This window comes from Streptomyces canarius, from assembly GCF_014650735.1.
GTDB lineage: Bacteria > Actinomycetota > Actinomycetes > Streptomycetales > Streptomycetaceae > Streptomyces > Streptomyces olivaceoviridis.
Genome location: NZ_BMVN01000003.1, coordinates 109,036 through 130,151 on the forward strand (window position 1 = coordinate 109,036; position 21,116 = coordinate 130,151).

Genomic DNA, 21,116 nt, shown 5'->3' on the forward strand with positions numbered 1-21,116 from the left:
CGTGGGAACCGGCCAGCAGCTGTCGCTCCCGTCCATCGACGACTACCTCGGCCCGAGCGAGACCCGCTTCTTCTCCCGTGGCTACCAGCGCGCCGGATACCGGGTCAGGGACGTCGTCGTCACCCCGGCCGACGCACCCGACGCGGGCGTGCGCGCCACGGTGGACGTCACCTATCCCGCCGACTGGTCCCGCAAGAAGGACGGCACCGATCTGCGGCCCCACCTGAGCACCGTCGACGCGCTCGTCCTCGGCGTCCAGCTCGCCGAACTCCACCTCGCCCACGGCTACGGACTCGACGGCGCGGCCCGCACCCGGATGCGGCTGCGCAAGGTCGTCCTGCGGGCCGGCGGCGCGCCCCAGGAGGAGCTGACGGACATTCCGCTCGCGGCCCGCCTGGTGCGGACCGAGGAGCTCCCCGGGTCCGCCCGGCACCTGTCCGTGCACGACTGCACCGTGGGCAATCTGCGCGTGCGGTGCGAGATCGAGCACGACATCGCCACCCGCACCGTGGAGGAGGCACGCCACGAGAGCCTGGAGAAGGCGCTCGGCCCCGGCACGGAACGCTTCTGGGGCGAGGGCTTCAAGAACCGGCGGCACTTCATCCGTGACGTCCGCGTCGACCTGGACGCCCTCGCCGCCCGGGCCGACGTGCACTTCGCGCCGGAGCCGGACGCCGGCCGGGAGGGCATCGAGGGCGACACCCAGCCGTCCGTCTCCCTCATCGACGCCTTCGTGGTCAACCTCCAGCTCGTCCAGGTCCTGATGTACGAGCTGGACTCGATCAGCCGGGCCGAGAGCAACACCCTGTGGATGATGCAGACGGTCCTGGAGGCACCGCGGGACGGCTCCCCGGTGCCCGGCGGACCGGACACGCCGGCCGTCGCCGAGGCCGCCCTCACCGGCAAGCGGCTGCTGCCCCTGCGCGGCGGCATCTGGCGCAGCGTCGAGATCAAGGCGGGCCTGGCCGGCGTCCGGCTGCGCTGCGGCTTCGCCCACGAACTGCCCGCGCAGGCAGCCGCCACCGCGGCCTGACGCGCAGCGCCACCGACCCCCCGGATGCGCCGCCGTGTCCGTCCCGGACGCGGCGGCGCACCGCTCACCCACACCCCGAAACGGAGGCTGCGGCACAGTGGATCAGACACTGCTCGACTGGTTCCGGACCGCCCCCGGCGACCCGGACGAGTCCGGCGCACCCGACGACGACGCCCTCCCGGCCGACGTGACCCCGCCCACCCGCACCGAACTGGCAGCCGCGAGCCCCGCCCGGCAGGAGCGCCTGATCGGCGACTACCTGTGCCAGGAGATCGGCCGCGTCCTGCACTGCCCGGCAGCGACGGTCGACCGGCACCAGACCATGACCGACCTCGGCGTCGGCTCCATGAGCGGCCTGGAGCTGCGACGGCGGATCCGGGCGGCCCTCGGCGTCGCGCCGGACCTCCCCACGATCCTGCGAGCCGAGAACACCCACGTGCTGACCCTGCGTCTCGTGGACCTGCTCGGCGCGACCACGGCAGGAGCCCCGTCAGCGTGAAACTGTCCCTCCCCGCCGCGGGCGACGCCGACCTGTGGCTGCTGCGCCAGCCCCGGCTCGGCACCTGCACCGGCGAACTCGACCTGACCGAACTCGACGAGGCCGAACGGCAGCGGGCGGGCAGCTGCCGCCGCGAGGCCGGCCGCCTCCTGTACTCGTCGGTGCACATCGCGCTGCGCCGGCTGCTCGGCGCCTACCTGGACACCGGACCGCGACAACTGCGCTTCGGCCGGGCGCCCTGCCCCTGCTGCGGGGAACCGCACGGCAGGCCCGTACTCGAAGCCCCCCGGTCCCCGCTGCACTTCTCGCTGTCCCACAGCGCCGGCATGGCCCTCATCGGTGTGTCCACCGTGCCCATCGGCGTGGACGTCGAGAAGATCCCCTCCCGTGACACCGTCCGGGTGTGCACCCCCGCGCTGCACCCCGACGAGCGGAGCGAGCTGCTCGCCCGCCCCGACGGCGTCGGCGCCGTCGCCTTCGGGCAGCTGTGGACGCGCAAGGAGGCCTATCTCAAGGGCATCGGCACCGGGCTCGCCCGGGACCTGTCCGCCGACTACCTCGGCGCCGACAGCGGCCGGCACCCCGCCCGGTGGACCCTCCACGACGTGCCCTGCGGCCCCCGCCACACGGCCGCCGCCGCACTCCGCGACCAGCCCCCGGGCGCCCGGCTGCGGGTGCACTGGCTCCCCATGGACTGCCTGTACAAGGAGAAACCCATGCCCCTGGGCAAGCAGGACACCTTCCTCGGAGAGCTGGTCGCCTGAGATGCCCGTCTACGACGTCACCACCCCGTCCGGCCACGAGCCGCCCTTCACCCTGGTGCTGCTGCACCACGCGGGCGGCTCCGCCCGGGGGTTCGCGCCGCTCCTGCCCCATCTGCCGCGCCGGTGGCGGGTGCTCGGCGCGGACCTGCCGGGCCGGCTGCTCGACCGCGCCCGCTCCCGGTGCCGTACCGCCGGCGAGGCCGTGGACCATCTGTGCGACGCGCTGCGTCCCGAACTCACCGGCCCCTACGCCGTCTTCGGCCACAGCATGGGGGCCCTGCTGGCGTTCGAGCTGGTACGGCGGCTGGAGGCCGAGGCCCTCGGGCCCTGCTGGCTCGGGGTGTCGGCCGTCCCGCCGCCCACGGGCGAGGCCGGCGCCCGCGCCGCCGCCCCGGCCGGCTGGCCGGCCCACCGCGTGCTCCGGTACCTGCACGGCCTGGGCGGCACACCCGCCGGCACCGACCACCGCACGGCCCTCGCCGAACTCGTGGCACGGACCCTGCGCCAGGACCTGGAGGTGGCCGGAAGCTACGCGTACGTCGACGGCCCGCCGCTGCGGACGGCCCTGTCGGTGTTCGGCGGGGCGGACGACCCGCTGGCGCCCCCGCACCTGCTCCGCCGCTGGTCGGCCTACACCCGGCGGCCGATGGGCTGTCACCTCTGGCCCGGCGGGCACTTCTACCTCTTCGACCACGCCGAGGACGTCTCCGCGCGCCTGGTCGGAGCCTGCCGGACGCTGCTCGCCGGCGACCGCGCGGCACCCTGACCCCCCGGCGCACGGCGAGGTCCCCCGGACCGGACGGTCCGGGGGACTTCCCTGTGCGCGGTGCCGCTACTGACGGACGCCCGTCTCGGCGGCGCGCGCGATCCGGTCCAGGAGCCTGTGGTGCTCGACCGCGTGCCGGAAGTCGGGCACGGTCCGGGTGCCCTCCTCGATGTCGGCGCGCAACTGGGCGTAGGCGTGCGCGACCGGCGACGCCGGACCGCTCACCCCGGGCACGAGCTCGTACGCGTCGGGGACGGGCAGCACGGACAGCTCCTCGTCGCCACGGGCGCCCCGCAGGGTGAACTGGCCGAACTGGAGGTGCCCGGTGTCCCCGGTGACCACCAGGTCGCCCTCGGTGCCGTTGATCTCCCACAGCAGGTTGGTGGACCGGCTGGAACCGCCCCGGTAGTGCAGCGAGGCGACCGCGCCGCTCTCCAGCACACCGGACACGGCGATCTGGTCCTCCGCGGTCTGCGGCAGCGACTCCCCGGTCTCCGCGACCCGCACCTTGCCGCGGCGCGTGGCCGTGGTGGCCGTGAGCCCGGCGAAGCCCGACAGGCACATCGTCAGCGCGTCCAGGGTGTGCCCGAACGGGATCGTCATCAGCGTGGCCCCGTTGGCCCGGTCGGCCGTGTACGCGCCGCGGGAGGCCACCACCGGCCCCCAGCCGCCGCCGGAGCCCACCAGGGTGGTGGACAGCACCTCGCCCACGTACCCCTGGGCCACCAGGTCCCGCAGGTACCGCACGGCCGGGGCGGAACGGGACTGGAGGCCCACCGCGGTGCGCACCCCGCGCCGCTCGGCGAGCGCGGCCAGCGCTTCCGCCTCCTCGGGCCCGACGGCCAGCGGCCACTCGCTCAGCACCATCGTGCCCGCCTCCAGCGCGGGCTCGATCAGCTCGCGGTGCCGGGGCACCTTGACCGAGACCACGACGAGGTCGATGTCGTCGTGGGCGGCCAGCTCGGCGACGTCGGTGAAGGCCAGCGGCACCCCGTACTTCTCGGCCGAGCGCCGCGCGGCCTCGGGCGAGGACGCCGTCAGACCGCGCAGCTCGAATCCTTCCACCGCGGCGAGCGCGGGCAGGTGCCCGCGGGCACCCCAGCCGCCGTCGGCGCTGAGACCGACGATGCCGACTCCGAGGGGCCGGGGGGAACCGGTGCTCTGTGTCATGAAGGGTCAACCCACTAACTGTTGGTCCGGAGGGATGATCGGGCCGCGCCGCGTCAGGCGGCCAGCCGCTCGTACGACCCGCGGTAGAAGACCAGCGGCGCCCCGTCCTCACGGCTGCTGAGCCGGTGGACACGGGCGATGACGACGTCGTGGTCCCCGGCCGGGTACTCGGCCTCCACCGAGCACTCCAGCCATCCGATGGCGCCGTCCAGCACGGGCGTCCCGGCCGGTGTGGTGCTCCACCGGACGCCCCGGAACTTGTCGGCGCCGCTCGTGGCCAGGCGGCTGCTCAGCTCGCGCTGGTCCGCGCCGAGGATGTTGACGCAGAAGCGCTCCGCGGCCCGCACCCGCGGCCAGCTGGTGCTCGTCCGGGCGATGCAGAAGAGGACGAGTGCGGGATCGAGGGACACCGAGGTGAAGGAATTCACCGCGAGACCGACCGGCGCGGCATCGCCCGCGCGAACCGCGGTCACCGCCACGACACCGGTGGTGAACCGGCCCAGCGTGGCACGGAACTCCTCGTGGCTGACCTGGCTGACCTGGCCGGCCTGGCTGACCTGGCGGACGCCGCTGACGCTGCTGACGCGGCTGACGGAATCTGTCGACGAGGGCATGCGTCCATCCTTGGCCCCCCGACAGCCGGTAACAAGTGCGTACGCAAAGTAGTGGTGCCACCAATACGCGCGGCGGTGCCGCCCCCGGCATGGGCGAGAATGGAGCCATGAGTCTGTTCCGCGACGACGGCATCGTGCTGCGCACCCAGAAGCTGGGTGAGGCGGACCGGATCATCACGCTGCTCACGCGCGGCCACGGCCGGGTGCGGGCCGTCGCCCGGGGCGTGCGGCGTACGAAGTCCAAGTTCGGCGCCCGGCTCGAACCCTTCTCCCACGTCGACGTGCAGTTCTTCGCGCGGGGCAGCGAGCTGGTCGGGCGCGGGCTGCCGTTGTGCACCCAGAGCGAGACCATCGCCCCCTACGGCGGCGGGATCGTCACCGACTACGCGCGCTACACCGCCGGGACCGCCATGCTGGAGACGGCCGAACGGTTCACGGACCACGAGGGCGAGCCGGCCGTCCAGCAGTACCTGCTGCTGGTCGGCGCCCTGCGGACGCTCGCCCGCGGCGAGCACGCGCCGCACCTCGTCCTCGACGCCTTCCTGCTGCGCTCCCTCGCCGTCAACGGCTACGCGCCCAGCTTCGGCGACTGCGCGAAGTGCGGGATGCCCGGTCCGAACCGGTTCTTCTCCGTGGCCTCCGGCGGCTCCGTCTGCGTGGACTGCCGGGTGCCCGGCAGTGTCGTACCGTCCCCGCAGACCCTGGTACTGCTGGGGGCGCTGCTTACGGGAGACTGGGAGACGGCGGACGCGTGCGAGGCGCGGTACGTCCGCGAGGGCAGCGGGCTGGTGTCCGCCTACCTGCACTGGCACCTGGAGCGCGGGCTGCGCTCCCTGCGGTACGTAGAGAAGTAAGCACGGCACGGTCGAGGAGACGAGAAGGACATGGTCGTACGCGGGATCCTGGGGCGCCAGCGGCGCGAGTACAAGGCGCCGGAGCCGCACCCGTCCGGTGCCCGCGCGCCCAAGCTCCCGGGTGAGCTGGTCCCGGACCACGTGGCGATCGTCATGGACGGCAACGGGCGGTGGGCCAAGGAGCGGGGGCTGCCGCGCACCGAGGGGCACAAGGTCGGCGCCGAGCGGGTGCTGGACGTGCTCCAGGGCTCCATCGAGATCGGGGTCCGCAACATCTCCCTGTACGCCTTCTCCACCGAGAACTGGAAGCGGTCGCCCGAGGAGGTCCGCTTCCTGATGAACTTCAACCGCGACTTCATCCGCAAGACCCGCGACCAGCTCGACGAGCTGGGCATCCGGGTGCGCTGGGTGGGCCGGATGCCCAAGCTGTGGAAGTCGGTGGCCAAGGAGCTCCAGGTCGCCCAGGAGCAGACCAAGGGCAACGACCTGCTCACCCTGTACTTCTGCATGAACTACGGCGGCCGTGCGGAGATCGCCGACGCGGCGCAGCGGCTCGCCGAGGACGTGAAGGCGGGCCGGCTCGACCCGTCGAAGGTCAACGAGAAGACCCTCCAGAAGTACCTGTACTACCCGGACATGCCGGACGTCGACCTGTTCCTGCGGCCCAGCGGCGAGCAGCGCACGTCCAACTACCTGCTCTGGCAGAGCGCGTACGCCGAGATGGTCTTCCAGGACGTGCTGTGGCCCGACTTCGACCGCCGTGACCTGTGGCGGGCCTGCGTCGAGTTCGCCTCCCGCGACCGCCGCTTCGGCGGCGCCGTCCCGAACGAGGAACTGCTCGCCATGGAAGCCGCCATGAAGGGCGATTCCTCCTCGTAGCCACCGGGGGTTCACGCGGGCCGCCGAGGATACGGGACTCATGAGACGTCTGACCCCTGTCCTCGCCCTCGGCGCCCTGCTGCTCACCGTCCTGCCCGCGCACGCGGTGGAAGGTCCCGCGCACCGCGGGAGTTACGGCACCAAGGCGCCCTACGCGCCGCGGCAGGACCCGCACGGTTACCAGCGGCCCCCGGCCGGGTTCGAGCCGGTCTTCACCGAGAACGTCTCCCGGCACGGCTCCCGAACGGCCACGGACAGCGAGGACGGGGACCTGGTCCTCGCGCTGTGGGACCAGGCCGAGGCGGAGGGACAACTCACCGGCAAGGGTGAGGAGTTCGGCCCGACGGTCCGCGCCCTGGAGGCCGCCATGGCCAAGGTCGGCTACGGCAACCTCAGCGGGCGCGGCAAGCGGGAGCTGGCGGACACGGCCGTACGCGTGCAGCGGCGGCTGCCCGCCCTGTTCAAGGAGATCGCGGACGACGGGGAGCGGATCGACGTCGTCAGTTCCGGGCAGGGGCGGGCCGTGGACAGCGGCACCGCGTTCACGGACGCCCTCGCCGAGGCCGACCCGGCGCTGGAGCCGCTCATCGGGCCGGCTCGGACCGACAAGGACCTGCTGTACTTCCACAAGGCGGCGGGCGGTGCCGCCTACCGCGACTACATCGCGGGCGACCAGCGCCTCAAGGACACCCTGGGCCGGATCACCGGCCGGCCCCGGACGCGGCAGGCCGCCCGCGGCGTGCTGCGGAAGATCTTCAAGGACGCCTTCGTGGAGCGGATCACCGACCAGGTGGGTGCCGCGGAGGCCGTCTACAACCTGTACGCCATCGCCCCCGCGATGATCGAGGAGAGTCCGGGCGGAGCGGGCTGGGGCATGGAGCGGTTCGTCTCCCGTACGGACGCGGCCTGGTTCGGGTATCTCGGGGACGCGGAGGACTTCTACGAGAAGGGTCCCGGCTTCGCCGACAGCGACATCACCTACAAGATGGCGGACGTCCTGCTGGACGACCTGTTCCGGCAGGTCGAGGCCAAGCGCGCCGGCACCAGCCGGCTCGGCGCCGAGCTGCGCTTCACCCACGCCGAGGAGATCATCCCGCTGGCCGCGCTGATGGGTCTGCCGGGCAGCACGAAGCCGGCGACGCCGGGGGAGCCGTACACCTACGCGGACAACCCGTGGCGGGGCGCCACCGTCTCCCCGCTGGGCGCCAACATCCAGTGGGACGTCTTCCGCAAGGGCGACCGCTGGCTGGTGCGGATGCTCTACAACGAGAAGGAGACGGCGTTCAAGGCGGGTTGCCGTCCGGTCGCGAAGGGCAGCGCCTTCTACGACCTGGACGAGCTGGAGCGCTGCTTCGGGCGGAGGTGAGCCGGAGCGGGCGCCCCGGCGGTCAGCCCTGCGTGCAGCCGGCGCAGTCGGAACACGTGCCGAAGATCTCCACCGTGTGGGCCACATTGACGTAACCGTGCTCGGCGGCGATCGCCTCGGCCCACTTCTCCACCGCCGGGCCCTCCACCTCCACCGCCTTGCCGCAGGCGCGGCAGACCAGGTGGTGGTGGTGCTCGCCGCTGGAGCAGCGGCGGTAGACGGACTCGCCGTCGGACGTGCGCAGGACGTCCACCTCGCCGGCCTCGGCGAGGGACTGGAGGGTGCGGTAGACCGTGGTCAGGCCGACGGAGTCGCCCTTGTGCTTGAGCATGTCGTGCAGTTCCTGCGCGCTGCGGAACTCGTCGACCTCGTTCAGGGCCGCCGCCACGGCTGCACGCTGGCGGGTCGCGCGGCCCTTCACGGGCGGTCCAGCGGTCGTCACCGTTGCCTCCTCACGTCTGCTGCTGCCCGGGCCATTCTGCCAGCCCGGGCCGCCGGCGGTCAGACGCCGACCTCGTCGCCGGCGCCCCGCGCGGCCGGAATCGCGCACTCCGCGGGGTCCCCGGCGGGCTGGGCCGCGGCGGCGGCGCGGGCGCGTCGCCGGGCCAGCGGGCCGGTCAGCGCGGTCAGCACGAGGAACGCGGCGATGGTCAGCAGGACGATCGTGGCGCCGGGCGGGACGTCCTGGTAGTACGACGTGACCGTGCCGCTGACGGCCACCACCACCCCGATCGCCACCGCGATCACGAAGGTGACGGTGAAGCTGCGGCTGAGCTGCTGTGCCGCCGCCACGGGGACGACCATCAGCGCGGACACCAGCAGCAGGCCGACGACCCGCATGGCGACCGTCACGGTGACGGCCGCGGTGACCGCCGTCAGCAGGTTCAGCGCGCGCACCGGCAGACCCGTGACCCGCGCGAACTCCTCGTCCTGGCTGACCGCGAACAACTGGCGGCGCAGGCCCAGCGTGACCACCAGGACCAACGCGGCGAGCACGCAGATCGCGGTCACGTCGGACTCGGACACCGTCGACAGGGAGCCGAACAGGTACGACGTCAGGTTGGCGGTGGAGCCGCCCGGTGAGAGGTTGATCAGCATCACGCCCCCGGCCATGCCGCCGTAGAACAGCATGGCCAGGGCGATGTCGCCGCGCGTCTTGCCGTACCAGCGGATCAGTTCCATGAGGACCGCGCCGAGGACGGAGACGGCCGTCGCCATCCACACGGGGGACGTGGACAGCAGGAAGCCGAGGCCGACGCCCGTCAGGGCCACGTGTCCGATGCCGTCGCCCATCAGGGCCTGGCGGCGCTGGACCAGGTAGATGCCGATCGCGGGCGCGGTGATGCCGACGAGCACGGCGGCCAGCAGCGCCCGCTGCATGAAGGCGTAGTTCAGGAAGTCCATCAGCTCAGCAGTCCCGTGCGGATCGGTTCGGCGCCCGCCGGTGCGTGCGGGTGTACGTGGTCGTGGCCGGGCAGCGCGTGCTGGCCAACCGCGCGCGGCGGCGGGCCGTCGTGCAGCACACAGCCGTCGCGCAGGACGACCGCCCGGTCGATCAGGGGCTCCAGCGGGCCCAGCTCGTGCAGCACGAGCAGGACCGTCGTACCGGCCTCGACCTGCTGCTTCAGGGTGCGCGCCAGGATCTCCTGGCTGGCCAGGTCGACGCCCGCCATCGGCTCGTCCATGATCAGCAGTTCCGGCTCGGCGACCAGCGCGCGGGCGATCAGCACCCGCTGGTGCTGGCCGCCGGAGAGGGCGCCCGCGGAGTCCTTGGCGCGGTCCGCCATGCCGACCAGCTCCAGGGCCCGGCGCACGGCCTCCCGGTCGCTCCTGCGGAAGACGCCGAAGCGGGTGCGGGACAGCCGGCCCGCGGAGACGATCTCGGTGACCGTCGCCGGGACCCCGCCCGCGGCCGTCGTCCGCTGCGGTACGTAACCCACGCGCGCCCAGTCCCCGAAGGACCGGCGCGGGGTGCCGAACAGCTCGATCGTGCCGCCGCTCAACGGCACCTGGCCGATGATCGTGCGGATCGCCGTGGACTTGCCGGAACCGTTCGCGCCGAGCAGCGCGACGACCTCGCCGCGGCCGACGGTGAGGTCGATGCCGCGCAGCACGGGGCGCGCGCCGAGTTCGGCGGTCACGCCGCGCAGGGCTATGACAGGCTCGCTGGTCATCTCGTCTCCTGTCACTTGGCGCCCAGTGCCTGCTGGAGCGCCTTGAGGTTGGCCCGCTGGACCGCGAAGTAGTCCTTGCCGCGGGACTTGCCGGTGATGCCCTCGATCGGGTCGAGGACGTCGGTCTTCAGGCCCGTGTCGCGGGCGAGGGTCCGGGCGGTCTTGTCGCTGACGAGCGTCTCGTAGAAGACCGTGGAGACGCCGTCGGCCTTGGCCATCCTCTCCAGGTCCCGGACGCGGGCGGCGCTCGGCTCGGACTCGGGGTCGAGGCCGCTCACGGCCTCCTCGGTGAGGCCGTAGCGCTCGGCGAGGTAGCCGAAGGCGGCGTGCGTGGTGATGAAGACCTTGGTCCTCGTGTCCGCGAGGCCCTCCTTGAACCGGGTGTTCAGTTCGTCCAGCTGCTTCACCAGGGCCGCGGTGTTCTTCTTGTAGTCGGAGGCGTGCTTCGGGTCGGCCTTCTCGAAGGCCTTGCCGACGCCCTCGGCGACCTGGGCGTAGCGCACCGGGTCGAGCCAGATGTGCGGGTCCTTGCCGGGGGATTCCCCGCCCTCGTGGCCCTCGTGGCCCTCGTGCCCGGCCGCGTGGCCGCCGACCTCGTCGCCGTGGTCCTCCAGCGTGGTCAGGGAGGCCGCGTCGATCTTCGTCCTGACCGGGGACTGGGCCACCGCGTCGTCGACGGACGGCTGGAGGTTCTTCAGGTACAGGACCGCGTCGGACTCCTCCAGCGAGGCGATCTGCTGGGGGCTGATCTCCAGGTCGTGCGGCTCCTGGCCGGGCGAGGTGAGGGTGGTGACGTGGACGTGGTCCCCGCCGATCCGGTCGGCGAGGAAGGCCATCGGGTAGAACGACGCGACGACGTCGAACTTGCTCGTGTTGGCCGCGACCGCCTTGTCGCCGGAGCAGGCGGACAGCGTGCCGATCCCGAGGGCGGTGGCCGCGGCGACCGCGGCGGCGGGTATGAGGCGCTGCGCGCGGGACCGGGTGCGTCGTCGTGCGTTCATGACAGTCATTTTCAACAAAGATGGAAACCGTTGTCAACAACGCTCGTCAGGCGGTCCGGGCAGGGGCCGATTTGGTCGTGGGGGAGCATGCGCCGGTAACCTGAATCATTCGCTGGAAGCATCTCGCTTCAACGCCCGTCGTCGTAATGAAGAGAGCACCGTGGCCGCCGACAAGATCGACACCATCGTCAGCCTGAGCAAGCGCCGTGGCTTCGTTTTCCCTTGTAGTGAGATCTACGGCGGACAGCGTGCCGCCTGGGACTACGGACCGCTCGGTGTCGAGCTGAAGGAGAACATCAAGCGCCAGTGGTGGCGCTACATGGTGACGTCGCGCGAGGACGTCGTCGGTATCGACTCGTCCGTCATCCTGGCCCCCGAGGTCTGGGTGGCCTCCGGCCACGTCGCCACCTTCACGGACCCGCTGACCGAGTGCACCGCGTGCCACAAGCGGTTCCGCGCCGACCACCTGGAAGAGGCGTACGAGGAGAAGAAGGGCCACGCCCCGGCGAACGGCCTCGCGGACATCAACTGCCCGAACTGCGGCAACAAGGGCCAGTTCACCGAGCCCAAGCAGTTCTCGGGTCTGCTCTCCACCCACCTCGGCCCGACCCAGGACTCCGGCTCCGTCGCCTACCTGCGCCCCGAGACCGCCCAGGGCATCTTCACCAACTTCGCCCAGGTCCAGACCACCTCGCGCCGCAAGCCGCCGTTCGGCATCGCCCAGATGGGCAAGTCGTTCCGCAACGAGATCACGCCGGGCAACTTCATCTTCCGCACCCGCGAGTTCGAGCAGATGGAGATGGAGTTCTTCGTCAAGCCGGGCGAGGACGAGCAGTGGCAGGAGTACTGGATGGAGCAGCGCTGGAACTGGTACACCGGCCTGGGTCTCCGTGAGGAGAACATGCGCTGGTACGAGCACCCGAAGGAGAAGCTCTCCCACTACTCCAAGCGCACCGCCGACATCGAGTACCGCTTCCAGTTCGGCGGCTCGGAGTGGGGCGAGCTGGAGGGTGTCGCCAACCGCACCGACTACGACCTCTCCGCGCACTCCAAGGCCTCCGGCCAGGACCTCTCCTACTTCGACCAGGAGGCCGGCGAGCGCTGGACGCCGTACGTCATCGAGCCGGCGGCGGGTGTCGGCCGCACCATGCTGGCCTTCCTGCTCGACGCCTACGTCGAGGACGAGGCGCCGAACGCCAAGGGCAAGATGGAGAAGCGCACGGTGCTGCGCCTGGACCACCGCCTGGCCCCGGTGAAGGTCGCCGTGCTGCCCCTGTCGCGCAACCCCGAGCTGTCCCCGAAGGCCAAGGGCCTCGCCCAGGCGCTGCGGCAGAACTGGAACATCGAGTTCGACGACGCCGGCGCCATCGGCCGCCGCTACCGCCGCCAGGACGAGATCGGCACGCCGTACTGCGTGACCGTCGACTTCGACACGCTGGAGGACAACGCGGTCACCGTCCGCGAGCGTGACTCCATGAAGCAGGAGCGCGTGTCGCTCGACCAGATCGAGGGCTACCTGGCCCAGCGTCTCGTCGGCGCCTAGTCACCACCGCCGGATGCCGGGCGAGCCGCCAGCGCGGACTCGTCCGGCATCCGTTGCGTCCGCCCTCGCTCAGCGGCCCTGGAGCGCCTTGACGTTGTCGCCGAAGGTCCAGTTCTTCGCGCCGTCCCAGTTGACCGACCATGTCATCAGGCCCTTGAGCGACGTTCCGTAGTGCTTCCAGGCCTGGGAGACCAGGGACGGGGACATGTAGCCGCCGCCCGCGCCGGACTGGGCGGGCAGGCCGGGCACCTGCTTGTCGTACGGCACCCTGATCGTCGTGCCCTGCACCACCAGGCCCTTGTCCAGGCAGTCGGTCTGGGCGGTGAAGCCCTGCACGGTGCCGGCCGCGTAGGAGTCGCCGGAGCAGCCGTACATGCTGCCGTTGTAGTACTGCATGTTCAGCCACCACAGGCGGCCGTTGTCCGCGTACTTCTTGACGACCGGCAGGTACGCGCCCCAGATGGAGCCGTAGGTGACGCTGCCGCCGGTGACGTACGCCGTCTCCGGGGCCATCGTCAGGCCGAAGCCGGACGGCATCTGCGCGAGGATTCCGTCGATGATGCGGATCAGGTTGGCCTGGGACGTGGAGAGCCGGCCGATGTTCCCGCTGCCGACCAGGCCCGTCTCGATGTCGATGTCGATGCCGTCGAAGTTGTACTTCTTCAGGATGGGCACGATCGTCGCCACGAAGCGGTCGGCCACGGTGGAGGAACTGAGGTCGATTCCGGCCGCCGCGCCGCCGATGGACAGCAGGATCGTCTGGCCCGACGCCTTGGCCGCGCACATCTCGGCGGGCGTGGCCACCTTCACGCCGGCGTCCATGCCGTCCTCCCACAGGGCCGTTCCGTCGGAGCGGATCACCGGGAAGGCCGCGTTGATCACGTTGTAGCCGTGGGCGGGGATGCGGGAGTCGGTGATCGGGGTCCAGCCGAAGGGCGGATGGACGCCGTTCGCGGCGCCGTCCCAGTTCTCCCAGTACCCCTGGAGCACCTTGCCCGCCGGCCTCGGCTTGAGCGCGCAGGTGTCGGCGGCGGAGGCGGCGGGCGCGGTGGCGATCGCGAGCGGGGCGAGGACGGCCGCGGTGAGCGCGGCGGTGAGGACGCGCAGGGTACGGCGGAGCATGGGGCCTCCCGGTGGGGGTCGGTGAGCGTGGGCCATGTCGCAAACATGACAGTGCTCGTGGTCCAGACCTCTAGTCAATAGGTCTGGACCAAACCCCGCCCGCGGGTCCGGACCGAACGGCCCGGCGTACGCGCGCCGCCCGGCCGCGCGCGGCCCCCGCTCAGCCCACCGTCCGCGGCAGCCGCAGGCTCAGCAGCCCCGTCAGCACGATCCCGCCCAACTGCACCAGCAACGTGCTGACCAGCGCGTCCCGCATGCCCAGATGCGGGACCAGGGTCAGGAACAGCGTGCCCAGCGTGGCCACCCCGAGCGCCAGCGCCGACTGCTGCGTGGTGACCATCACCCCGCTGCCGACCCCGGCCCGCGCGGGCGGCACCTCGGACATCACCAGCCGCATGACGTTGGGCAGTTGGAGCGCCTGCCCCGCACCGGCCACCGCCGCGCCCGGCAGCAGGGAGACGACGTCCAGCCGGGGCCAGTCCCGCCACGCGGCCAGCACGATCAGCAGCACGCCCACCCCCTGGAGCACGGACCCGGCCGTGACCACCCGGGTGCCGAAGCGGGCGATCAGCCGGGGCCCGGCGAGCGAGACGAGCAGGAACGCCACGGCCATCGGCGCCAGCGCCAGCCCGGCCGGCACCGGTCCGAGCCCGGCACCCTGCTGCAACGCCAGCGCGATCACGAACATGAACCCGCTGAAGCCGATGGAGAACGGCACCATCAGCTCCAGACCGCGCCGCATGGACGGCACCCGGAACAGGCTCGGCGGCACCAGCGGGGTCCGCCCCGACCGGTCCGCCCGCCGCTCCACCACCCAGAACGCGCCCGCCGCGAAGGGGAACGCGACCAGCGACAGCCAGGTCCACAGCGGCCAGCCCGCCGCCCGGCCCTCGGTGAGCGGCGCGAGCAGCGTCAGCAGGGACACCGCCAGCAGCACGGTGCCCGGCCCGTCCACGGGCTCGGGGTGCTGCGACCGGGTCTCCGGCACGCACCGGGCGGCGAGCACGAGCCCCAGCACGACCACCGGCACATTGACGAGGAAGATGGCCCGCCACCCGGTCCCGGCGATGTCGGCGGCGACCAGCACCCCACCGAGGATCTGCCCGGCGACCATGGACAGCCCGGCCGTGGCGCCGTAGAGACTCATGGCCTTGGCCCGGCGCGCGCCGCTCGTGGCGGACTGGATGGTGGCGAGCACCTGCGGCAGCATCGCGGCGGCCGAGGCGCCCTGCGCGACCCGGGCCGCGACCAGGCTCCAGGCGCCGGGCGCGAGCCCGCAGGCCAGCGAGGTGAGCCCGAAGGCGGCCATCCCGGCGAGGAAGAGCCGGCGCCGGCCGAACAGGTCCCCGAGCCGCCCGCCGAGCACGAGCAGCACGGCGTACGCGACCCCGTACCCGGCGACGACCAGCTCCAGCACGGCCTCGCCGGCGGCGAGACCGGTGCCGATGGTCGGCAGGGCGACGTTGACGATGAAGAAGTCGACCAGCGGCAGCGCCGCGGCCAGCAGGACGGTGAACAGCCCGGGCCCGGTGAGCGCGGGCGGTGCCGCCGTCGGCCGGACGGCGGGGGCGGTGACGGTTTCACTCATGCTCCCGAGCCTGGAACACCGCCCAGGCTGGTACCAGAGTCTCCTCATCCTGGTAGCGGAACTACCCGGAACCACCCGGAGGCGGCGCAGGATCCCGGGCCGGGTCCCGGGTCACGCTGGTGGTCGGCGGCCCTTGTCCTGGTACTGGAAGCACCTGGAAACAGGCTGGCCGGCCCGGCACCCTGGAGCCATGACGACCTCGGTCCAGGAAACCCGGGCGCGGCCCGCCCGGGGAGCGGAGATCCGTCGGCACGAGCTGGCCGCGTTCCTGCGCAGCAGACGGGAGCGCATCACGCCGGAACAGGTGGGCCTGCCGCGCGGGGCCCGCCGCCGCACCCCCGGGCTGCGCCGCGAGGAGGTCGCCCACCTCTCCGCGGTCGGCGTCACCTGGTACACCTGGCTCGAACAGGCCCGGGACATCCAGGTCTCCGTCCAGGTCCTCGACGCCCTCGCACGCGCCCTGCGCCTGGACGCCGGCGAACGCGCCCACCTCTTCCAGCTGGCCGGCGCGACGGACCCCACCCCGGCGGCGAACTGCCCGAGCGTCACCCCCGCCCTGCGCGAGATGCTGACCGTGCTGGAGCCGATCCCGGCCTGCATCCAGAACAGCCGGTACGACATCCTCGCCTACAACCGCACCTACGGCCTCCTCCTCGGCGACCTGGACGCGGTCCCGCCCGAGGACCGCAACTGCATGCTCCTCGTCCACACCAACGAGCAGTGGCAGGCGGCGGTCGTCCACCTGGAGGAGACCCAGCGCCTGATGGCCGCCCGGCTGCGCGCCGCCCTGGCCGGCCACCTCGGCGAGCCCGCCTGGAAGATGCTCCTGAAGCGGCTGGACGAGTCACCCGCCTTCCGGGAGAACTGGAAGCGCTACGAGGTGGTCGACGCCCGCTCCAAGACCAAGGAGTTCCTCAACCCCCATGTGGGCCGCCTCAGCCTGGAGCACACCGACCTGTGGCTCGCCCCCGACGTGGGCGCCCGGATGGTGACGTACACGCCGAGGAACGAGGAGACCCGCAAGCGGCTGGCGAAGCTGTACGAGATCGCCTGCGGGCGCTGACCCGCTGCGGGGCCGAGCGGTGCCCCGCCGGGTCTTCGCCGCTATGCCCGTTCCGCGGTTTCCATGACCTGGCGCACCTCCGGTGACCGCAGGCTCTCGGCCGTGCGTTCGGCGGTGCGGCGGGCCCAGTGGCCGCTGGTCAGCAGGCCCAGGACCAGGACGGCCAGGCCGCAGCCGGTGAGGATCCACCAGCCGGGGCGGGCCGCCGAGACGAACACCTGCCGGTACGGGGACGAGCCGATGCCGGAGGCCAGGACGGCGCCGATGACCGCGACGCCGAGCGTCTGGCCCAGCTGCCGGCTGGTGGAGGCGACGGCGGCGGCGACACCGGCCTGGGTGCGCGGCATGCCGGAGACGGCCGTGTTGGTGATCGGCGCGTTCACGAAGCCGAAGCCGATGCCGAAGAGGACGTAGCCGAGGAGGAGGGTGGTGTCGGAGGTCTCCGCCTCGAACGCGGCGAACAGGACACCGCTCGCGGTCATCGCCGCGCCCGCCACCAGGAGCGGCAGCCGTGGGCCGCGGCTGCCCACCAGGCGGCCGGACAGCGGGGCGCACAGGAACGTCGGCAGGGCCATCGGGAGCATCCACAGGCCCGCGTGCAGGGCGTCCAGACCGCGCACGTTCTGGAGGTACAGGGTGGACAGGAACAGGAAGCCGCCGAGGGCCGCGAACGCGCTGATCGCGATCACCGTGGCGCCGCTGAACGGGGCCGAGCGGAAGAAGCGCAGGTCGATGAGGGGTTCGTCGCGGCGAGGCTCGTACCACAGGAGGGCCAGCAGCGCGGCCACGGCGACCACGGCGAACGGCGTCACGGGGCCGGGGCCCGACTCCGGTGCCTCGATGATCGCGTACGTCAGCGAGCCGAACAGGGCGATCACCAGCAGCTGCCCGACCGGGTCGGGACGGCGGGCCTTGGGCGCGCGCGACTCCGGGACGAAGCGGAGGGTGAGCAGCAGGGCCGCGAGGCCGACCGGGAGGTTGACCCAGAAGATGGAGCGCCAGCTCACCGACTGCACCAGCAGCCCGCCGACCAGCGGACCCGCCGCCATGGAGATGCCGACCACCGCGCCCCACACCCCGATCGCACGGGCGCGTTCCCGGGCGTCGGTGAAGGTGTTGGTGATGATCGACATGGCGACCGGGTTGAGCATCGAGCCGCCCACCGCCTGGACCATACGGAAGACGATCAGCAGTTCCAGGTTCGGGGCGACGGAGCACAGCGCGGAGCCGGCGGTGAAGACGACCAGGCCCGCCATGAAGACGCGTTTGCGGCCGATCCGGTCGGCCGTGGAGCCCGCCAGCATCAGCAGCGAGGCCAGGACCAGCGTGTAGGCGTCGATCGTCCATTGCAGGCCGGAGGTGGTGGCGTGCAGGTCGCGCTGCATCGAGGGCAGGGCCACGTTCAGCGCGGTGTTGTCGAGGCTCACGATCAGCAGGCTCATGCAGCAGATCAGGAGCACGAGCAGGCGTCGGCGAGGGCTCAGCTCTGGCATGGGTCCCATCGTACGCCGAACTCAATAGTGTGTCTAACTAATGAGTCATGCAGGGTCTCCGGGTGTCGGCCGGCGGCGCCCGCGGACGAACCGCGCGGCGGGTGAGGGACAATGGGTCCTTGCCCGGTGTTCCCGTGTCCGTCCTGTGCCGTAGATCCGTCCCGGAGTCCTGACGATGACCCATCCGCTCTCCATCGGCCCGCACGCCGTGACACCGCCCGTCGTGCTCGCACCCATGGCGGGAATCACGAACGCGCCCTTCCGCACCCTGTGCAGGGAGTTCAGCGGCGGCAAGGGGCTGTTCGTCAGCGAGATGATCACCACCCGGGCGCTGGTCGAGCGCAACGAGAAGACGATGCAGCTGATCAGGTTCGACCCGAGCGAGCAGCCGCGCTCGATCCAGCTCTACGGCGTCGACCCCGCGACCGTCGGCAAGGCCGTCCGCATGATCGCGGAGGAGGGCCTGGCCGACCACATCGATCTGAACTTCGGCTGTCCCGTACCGAAGGTCACGCGCAAGGGCGGCGGCTCGGCCCTGCCCTACAAGCGGAACCTGCTGCGGGCCATCCTGCGCGAGGCGGTCAGCGGGGCCGGCGACCTGCCGGTGACCATGAAGATGCGCAAGGGCATCGACGACGACCACATCACCTACCTCGACGCCGGCCGCATCGCCGTCGAGGAGGGCGTGACGGCCATCGCCCTGCACGGCCGCACCGCCGCCCAGCACTACGGCGGCACCGCCGACTGGGACGCCATCGCGCGGCTGAAGGAGCACGTGCCGGAGATCCCCGTGCTCGGCAACGGCGACATCTGGTCCGCCGAGGACGCGCTGCGGATGGTGCGGGAGACCGGGTGCGACGGGGTGGTCGTGGGGCGCGGGTGCCTGGGGCGGCCCTGGCTGTTCGCGGATCTGGTCGCCGGGTTCGAGGGGCGGGACGACTTCCTGCGGCCCACGCTGCGGGAGGTCGCCGACGTCATGGTGCGGCACGCGACCCTGCTCGGGGAGTGGCTCGGTGACGAGTCCAAGGGCGTCGTCGACTTCCGCAAGCACGTCGCCTGGTACCTGAAGGGGTTCGCGGTCGGGTCCGAGATGCGCAAGCGGCTCGCGATCACGTCGTCCCTCCAGGAGCTGCGGGCGGGGCTGGACGAGCTGGACCTGGACCAGGCGTGGCCGGTCGGCGCGGAGGGGCCGCGGGGGCGTACGTCCGGCAACAACCGGGTGGTGCTGCCGGACGGGTGGCTCAAGGATCCGTACGACTGCTCCGGGATCACCGAGGAAGCGGAGCTCGACACGTCGGGCGGGTGAGCGCCCCCGGGGCTCCGCCCGTGGACCCCGGTCTCGTCAGCCGTTCTTCGGGTGGGGAGTCGAGCCGTAGGCCGTCAGGAAGCGGTCGCGGAAGGAGCTCATCTTCCACACCGGGGCGTCGTGGGCGGGGCGGAGCCCGTCCGTCCAGTTCCAGCCGGCGATCTTGTCCAGCATCCTGGGGTCCTTGGCGACGATCGACACCGGCACGTCCCGGCTGGCGTGGTTGCCGCTGACCCGGGCGATCGGCTGGTGGTCGCCGAGGAAGACCAGCACCGTGTCCTCGGTGCCGTACCGCTCCAGCCACTCGGTCAGCGCGGTCACCGAGTACTGGACCGACTTGCCGTACTCCTCGCGGGACTTGGCGGTGTCGGCGATGACGTCGGCCGGCTTGTTCCCCGCCGCCTGGATGCCGTCGAAGACCGAGCCGTCACCGAGCTGGTCCCAGCCCACCCTCTTCGGGATGGGCGCCCAGGGCTGGTGGCTGGACGTCAGGATGAGCAGGGACATCCGTGCCTTGCCGCCGGCCGGCCGCTTGCTGTGCACCCGTTCCTGGTACTGCTGGAGCGCGTACTGGTCGGGCATGGTCGACCAGCTGAACTTCGGCCCCCGGTAGCCGAGCTGGAAGGCGTTGTAGACCTTGTCCAGGCCGTACCACTTCTGCTCCGGCCAGCCCTTCTGCACGCCCGGCATGACCCCCACCGTGTCGAACGCGCCGGTCTTCCTGAACGCCTCCGTCAGGCTGAGGTGGTTGCTGGCCATCACCGTGCGGTAGCGCTGCTGATTGCTGATCCACAGGCCCGACATGGTGGTGGAGTGGCCGAGCCAGCTGCCTCCGCCGTACGTCGCCGAGGTCAGCCAGCCGCTCTTGGCGCGGAAGCCGGCCTTGGCCAGGGCCTTGGTGCGGACGTCGAGTGTCCGGTCCACGCCGGGCGCCATGACCGGGTCCTCGATCGCACTGCGGCCGTAGCTCTCGACGAAGGTGAAGATCACGTCCTTGCCGCGCAGGTCGGGGACCAGTTCACTGCCCGGCGTGTTCCCGAACGCGTCGACCCGGGCCACCTTCCGGAACTCCGCCTCGTCCTTCAGCGTGTCCGAGACCCGGCGGGCCTGGACCTTCAGCGCGGTCGCGGTGCGGTCCGAGGCGATCGGCACGCCCGCCACCTGGAGCCCGAGCGAGGAACAGGTGATCCAGACGACCCCGGCGACCAGGGTGCCGCGGGTCGCGGTGCCGGGGTGCCGGGCGAGGAGGTCGCTCAGCCGGACCACGGCCAGGGCCAGCAGTACGAAGAGCAGCAGGACGACCACGATCAGCCCGGCCACGGCGGCGAGGGTGGCCGTCCGCCCGAGGGAGTCCTCCAGGTACGACTCCGCGTCCCCGAACAGACCCCAGTCCAGGACGACGTTGAAGTCGCGGCCGAGGTACTGGCCGAACCCCATGTCCAGCGCGTTGAGAACGGTCACGGCCCCGAGCAGCACCCCGGACACCGCCGCCAGCACCACCCGGGGCCGCCGCGGCAGCGCGAGCAGCACGGCCGCCCCGACGACGGCCTCGGCCGGTATGCGGAGGAACTTCGCGGGCCCCAGCCGGACGACCGTGTTCGGCATCACCAGCGCGGCGACGACCAGCGCGGCGGCGAGCACGGTGACGGTCACGGACAGGGCCCGTGCCGCCTCGGGATGGCCCTCCCGCCAGTGCCTGCGCCACGCCTGCCATGTGGCCCAGGGACGGCGGAACGTGCGTGCGGCGGGTTCGGTGACTTCTTCGGCCACGTCCTCGGCAGAGGCAGACGGGAGCGCGCTCATGCCCTTCCGTACGGCCCACGGGGAAGCACCGTTCACGAGGGCCGGGCAAACACCTGGTCAACACAGCCGACGGAACGT

At 72.0% G+C, this 21,116-nt stretch carries 20 protein-coding genes; 10 read left to right on the plus strand and 10 right to left on the minus strand.

Features of this window, described 5'->3' with window-relative positions:
- Position 1: 1 nt before the first annotated feature.
- From IE294_RS05165 to IE294_RS05180, 4 genes are all read left to right on the plus strand, one after another.
- Positions 2 to 1,033, plus strand: coding sequence for an AvrD family protein (locus tag IE294_RS05165; protein ID WP_189882698.1), 1,032 nt, complete (start codon positions 2 to 4; stop codon positions 1,031 to 1,033).
- Positions 1,034 to 1,130: 97 nt separating this feature from the next.
- The gene (locus IE294_RS05170) at positions 1,131 to 1,532 is read left to right on the plus strand and encodes an acyl carrier protein (protein WP_189882700.1); all 402 of its coding nucleotides are present in this window, start codon (positions 1,131 to 1,133) and stop codon (positions 1,530 to 1,532) included.
- Entirely contained in the window at positions 1,529 to 2,296 is a 768-nt protein-coding gene (locus tag IE294_RS05175) for a 4'-phosphopantetheinyl transferase family protein (protein ID WP_189882702.1), read from the plus strand. Before IE294_RS05170 ends, IE294_RS05175 begins: the two co-directional genes overlap by 4 nt.
- Position 2,297: 1 nt before the next feature.
- Positions 2,298 to 3,062: a thioesterase II family protein gene (locus tag IE294_RS05180; protein ID WP_189882704.1), complete on the plus strand. Its 765-nt coding sequence runs from the start codon at positions 2,298 to 2,300 to the stop codon at positions 3,060 to 3,062.
- Between the two features lie 66 nt (positions 3,063 to 3,128).
- Here IE294_RS05180 and IE294_RS05185 read toward each other — a convergent pair whose 3' ends face one another.
- Entirely contained in the window at positions 3,129 to 4,232 is a 1,104-nt protein-coding gene (locus IE294_RS05185; protein WP_189882706.1) for a Gfo/Idh/MocA family oxidoreductase, read from the minus strand.
- Positions 4,233 to 4,285: 53 nt separating this feature from the next.
- Positions 4,286 to 4,846: a flavin reductase family protein gene (locus tag IE294_RS05190; protein ID WP_189882708.1), complete on the minus strand. Its 561-nt coding sequence runs from the start codon at positions 4,844 to 4,846 to the stop codon at positions 4,286 to 4,288.
- Between the two features lie 107 nt (positions 4,847 to 4,953).
- Here IE294_RS05190 and recO point away from each other — a divergent pair, with 107 nt between their 5' ends.
- The 3 genes from recO to IE294_RS05205 are packed head-to-tail and all read left to right on the plus strand — an operon-like array spanning position 4,954 to position 7,945.
- A complete protein-coding gene (gene recO / locus IE294_RS05195; protein ID WP_014672589.1) occupies positions 4,954 to 5,700 on the plus strand; it encodes a DNA repair protein RecO in 747 nt (248 codons plus the stop codon).
- A 30-nt stretch (positions 5,701 to 5,730) separates the two neighbouring features.
- A complete protein-coding gene (locus IE294_RS05200; RefSeq protein ID WP_189882710.1) occupies positions 5,731 to 6,579 on the plus strand; it encodes an isoprenyl transferase in 849 nt (282 codons plus the stop codon).
- Between the two features lie 40 nt (positions 6,580 to 6,619).
- Complete coding sequence (locus tag IE294_RS05205; RefSeq protein ID WP_189882712.1) at positions 6,620 to 7,945, plus strand: histidine-type phosphatase; 1,326 nt, start codon at positions 6,620 to 6,622, stop codon at positions 7,943 to 7,945.
- A 22-nt stretch (positions 7,946 to 7,967) separates the two neighbouring features.
- On the opposite strand, the gene IE294_RS05210 is transcribed toward IE294_RS05205, so the two are convergent.
- The 4 genes from IE294_RS05210 to IE294_RS05225 are packed head-to-tail and all read right to left on the minus strand — an operon-like array spanning position 7,968 to position 11,120.
- Positions 7,968 to 8,387, minus strand: coding sequence for a Fur family transcriptional regulator (locus tag IE294_RS05210; protein WP_189882714.1), 420 nt, complete (start codon positions 8,385 to 8,387; stop codon positions 7,968 to 7,970).
- A gap of 59 nt (positions 8,388 to 8,446) precedes the next feature.
- Complete coding sequence (locus IE294_RS05215; protein ID WP_189882716.1) at positions 8,447 to 9,349, minus strand: metal ABC transporter permease; 903 nt, start codon at positions 9,347 to 9,349, stop codon at positions 8,447 to 8,449.
- Entirely contained in the window at positions 9,349 to 10,119 is a 771-nt protein-coding gene (locus IE294_RS05220; RefSeq protein WP_189882718.1) for a metal ABC transporter ATP-binding protein, read from the minus strand. The genes IE294_RS05215 and IE294_RS05220 overlap by 1 nt, the downstream gene beginning before the upstream one ends.
- 11 nt (positions 10,120 to 10,130) lie before the next feature.
- Positions 10,131 to 11,120: a metal ABC transporter substrate-binding protein gene (locus IE294_RS05225; protein ID WP_189882720.1), complete on the minus strand. Its 990-nt coding sequence runs from the start codon at positions 11,118 to 11,120 to the stop codon at positions 10,131 to 10,133.
- 160 nt (positions 11,121 to 11,280) lie between these two features.
- On the opposite strand from IE294_RS05225, the gene IE294_RS05230 reads away from it, so the two are divergent.
- Positions 11,281 to 12,663, plus strand: coding sequence for a glycine--tRNA ligase (locus IE294_RS05230; protein WP_014672583.1), 1,383 nt, complete (start codon positions 11,281 to 11,283; stop codon positions 12,661 to 12,663).
- Between the two features lie 69 nt (positions 12,664 to 12,732).
- Here the strand turns inward: IE294_RS05230 and IE294_RS05235 are convergent, their stop codons facing one another.
- Together IE294_RS05235 and IE294_RS05240 are read right to left on the minus strand one after the other, a co-directional pair.
- Positions 12,733 to 13,785, minus strand: coding sequence for a chitinase (locus tag IE294_RS05235; RefSeq protein WP_189882722.1), 1,053 nt, complete (start codon positions 13,783 to 13,785; stop codon positions 12,733 to 12,735).
- Between the two features lie 160 nt (positions 13,786 to 13,945).
- Entirely contained in the window at positions 13,946 to 15,373 is a 1,428-nt protein-coding gene (locus IE294_RS05240) for an MFS transporter (protein ID WP_189882724.1), read from the minus strand.
- Between the two features lie 190 nt (positions 15,374 to 15,563).
- Between IE294_RS05240 and IE294_RS05245 the strand changes: the two genes are divergently transcribed.
- The gene (locus IE294_RS05245; RefSeq protein WP_189882727.1) at positions 15,564 to 16,436 is read left to right on the plus strand and encodes a helix-turn-helix transcriptional regulator; all 873 of its coding nucleotides are present in this window, start codon (positions 15,564 to 15,566) and stop codon (positions 16,434 to 16,436) included.
- 41 nt (positions 16,437 to 16,477) lie between these two features.
- Here IE294_RS05245 and IE294_RS05250 read toward each other — a convergent pair whose 3' ends face one another.
- Positions 16,478 to 17,929, minus strand: coding sequence for an MFS transporter (locus IE294_RS05250; RefSeq protein WP_189882729.1), 1,452 nt, complete (start codon positions 17,927 to 17,929; stop codon positions 16,478 to 16,480).
- 175 nt (positions 17,930 to 18,104) lie between these two features.
- Between IE294_RS05250 and dusB the strand changes: the two genes are divergently transcribed.
- Positions 18,105 to 19,235 (plus strand): tRNA dihydrouridine synthase DusB, encoded by a 1,131-nt coding sequence (gene dusB / locus IE294_RS05255; protein WP_189882731.1) that lies wholly within the window; start codon positions 18,105 to 18,107, stop codon positions 19,233 to 19,235.
- Positions 19,236 to 19,271: 36 nt separating this feature from the next.
- Here the strand turns inward: dusB and IE294_RS05260 are convergent, their stop codons facing one another.
- On the minus strand, positions 19,272 to 21,038 hold the full coding sequence (locus IE294_RS05260) for an alkaline phosphatase family protein (RefSeq protein WP_373315785.1): 1,767 nt from the start codon (positions 21,036 to 21,038) through the stop codon (positions 19,272 to 19,274).
- Positions 21,039 to 21,116: the final 78 nt, after the last annotated feature.

What these genes read in the sequence shown, in the direction of transcription:
- IE294_RS05215 (WP_189882716.1), bottom strand. Translation starts at nt 9,349, where the DNA reads ATGGACTTCCTGAACTACGCCTTCATGCAGCGGGCGCTGCTGGCCGCC.
- IE294_RS05205 (WP_189882712.1), top strand. Translation starts at nt 6,620, where the DNA reads ATGAGACGTCTGACCCCTGTCCTCGCCCTCGGCGCCCTGCTGCTCACC.
- IE294_RS05250 (WP_189882729.1), bottom strand. Translation starts at nt 17,929, where the DNA reads ATGCCAGAGCTGAGCCCTCGCCGACGCCTGCTCGTGCTCCTGATCTGC.
- IE294_RS05235 (WP_189882722.1), bottom strand. Translation starts at nt 13,785, where the DNA reads ATGCTCCGCCGTACCCTGCGCGTCCTCACCGCCGCGCTCACCGCGGCC.
- IE294_RS05245 (WP_189882727.1), top strand. Translation starts at nt 15,564, where the DNA reads ATGACGACCTCGGTCCAGGAAACCCGGGCGCGGCCCGCCCGGGGAGCG.
- IE294_RS05200 (WP_189882710.1), top strand. Translation starts at nt 5,731, where the DNA reads ATGGTCGTACGCGGGATCCTGGGGCGCCAGCGGCGCGAGTACAAGGCG.
- dusB (WP_189882731.1), top strand. Translation starts at nt 18,105, where the DNA reads ATGACCCATCCGCTCTCCATCGGCCCGCACGCCGTGACACCGCCCGTC.
- IE294_RS05240 (WP_189882724.1), bottom strand. Translation starts at nt 15,373, where the DNA reads ATGAGTGAAACCGTCACCGCCCCCGCCGTCCGGCCGACGGCGGCACCG.
- IE294_RS05190 (WP_189882708.1), bottom strand. Translation starts at nt 4,846, where the DNA reads ATGCCCTCGTCGACAGATTCCGTCAGCCGCGTCAGCAGCGTCAGCGGC.
- IE294_RS05220 (WP_189882718.1), bottom strand. Translation starts at nt 10,119, where the DNA reads ATGACCAGCGAGCCTGTCATAGCCCTGCGCGGCGTGACCGCCGAACTC.
- IE294_RS05185 (WP_189882706.1), bottom strand. Translation starts at nt 4,232, where the DNA reads ATGACACAGAGCACCGGTTCCCCCCGGCCCCTCGGAGTCGGCATCGTC.
- IE294_RS05225 (WP_189882720.1), bottom strand. Translation starts at nt 11,120, where the DNA reads ATGAACGCACGACGACGCACCCGGTCCCGCGCGCAGCGCCTCATACCC.
- recO (WP_014672589.1), top strand. Translation starts at nt 4,954, where the DNA reads ATGAGTCTGTTCCGCGACGACGGCATCGTGCTGCGCACCCAGAAGCTG.
- IE294_RS05260 (WP_373315785.1), bottom strand. Translation starts at nt 21,038, where the DNA reads ATGAGCGCGCTCCCGTCTGCCTCTGCCGAGGACGTGGCCGAAGAAGTC.
- IE294_RS05180 (WP_189882704.1), top strand. Translation starts at nt 2,298, where the DNA reads ATGCCCGTCTACGACGTCACCACCCCGTCCGGCCACGAGCCGCCCTTC.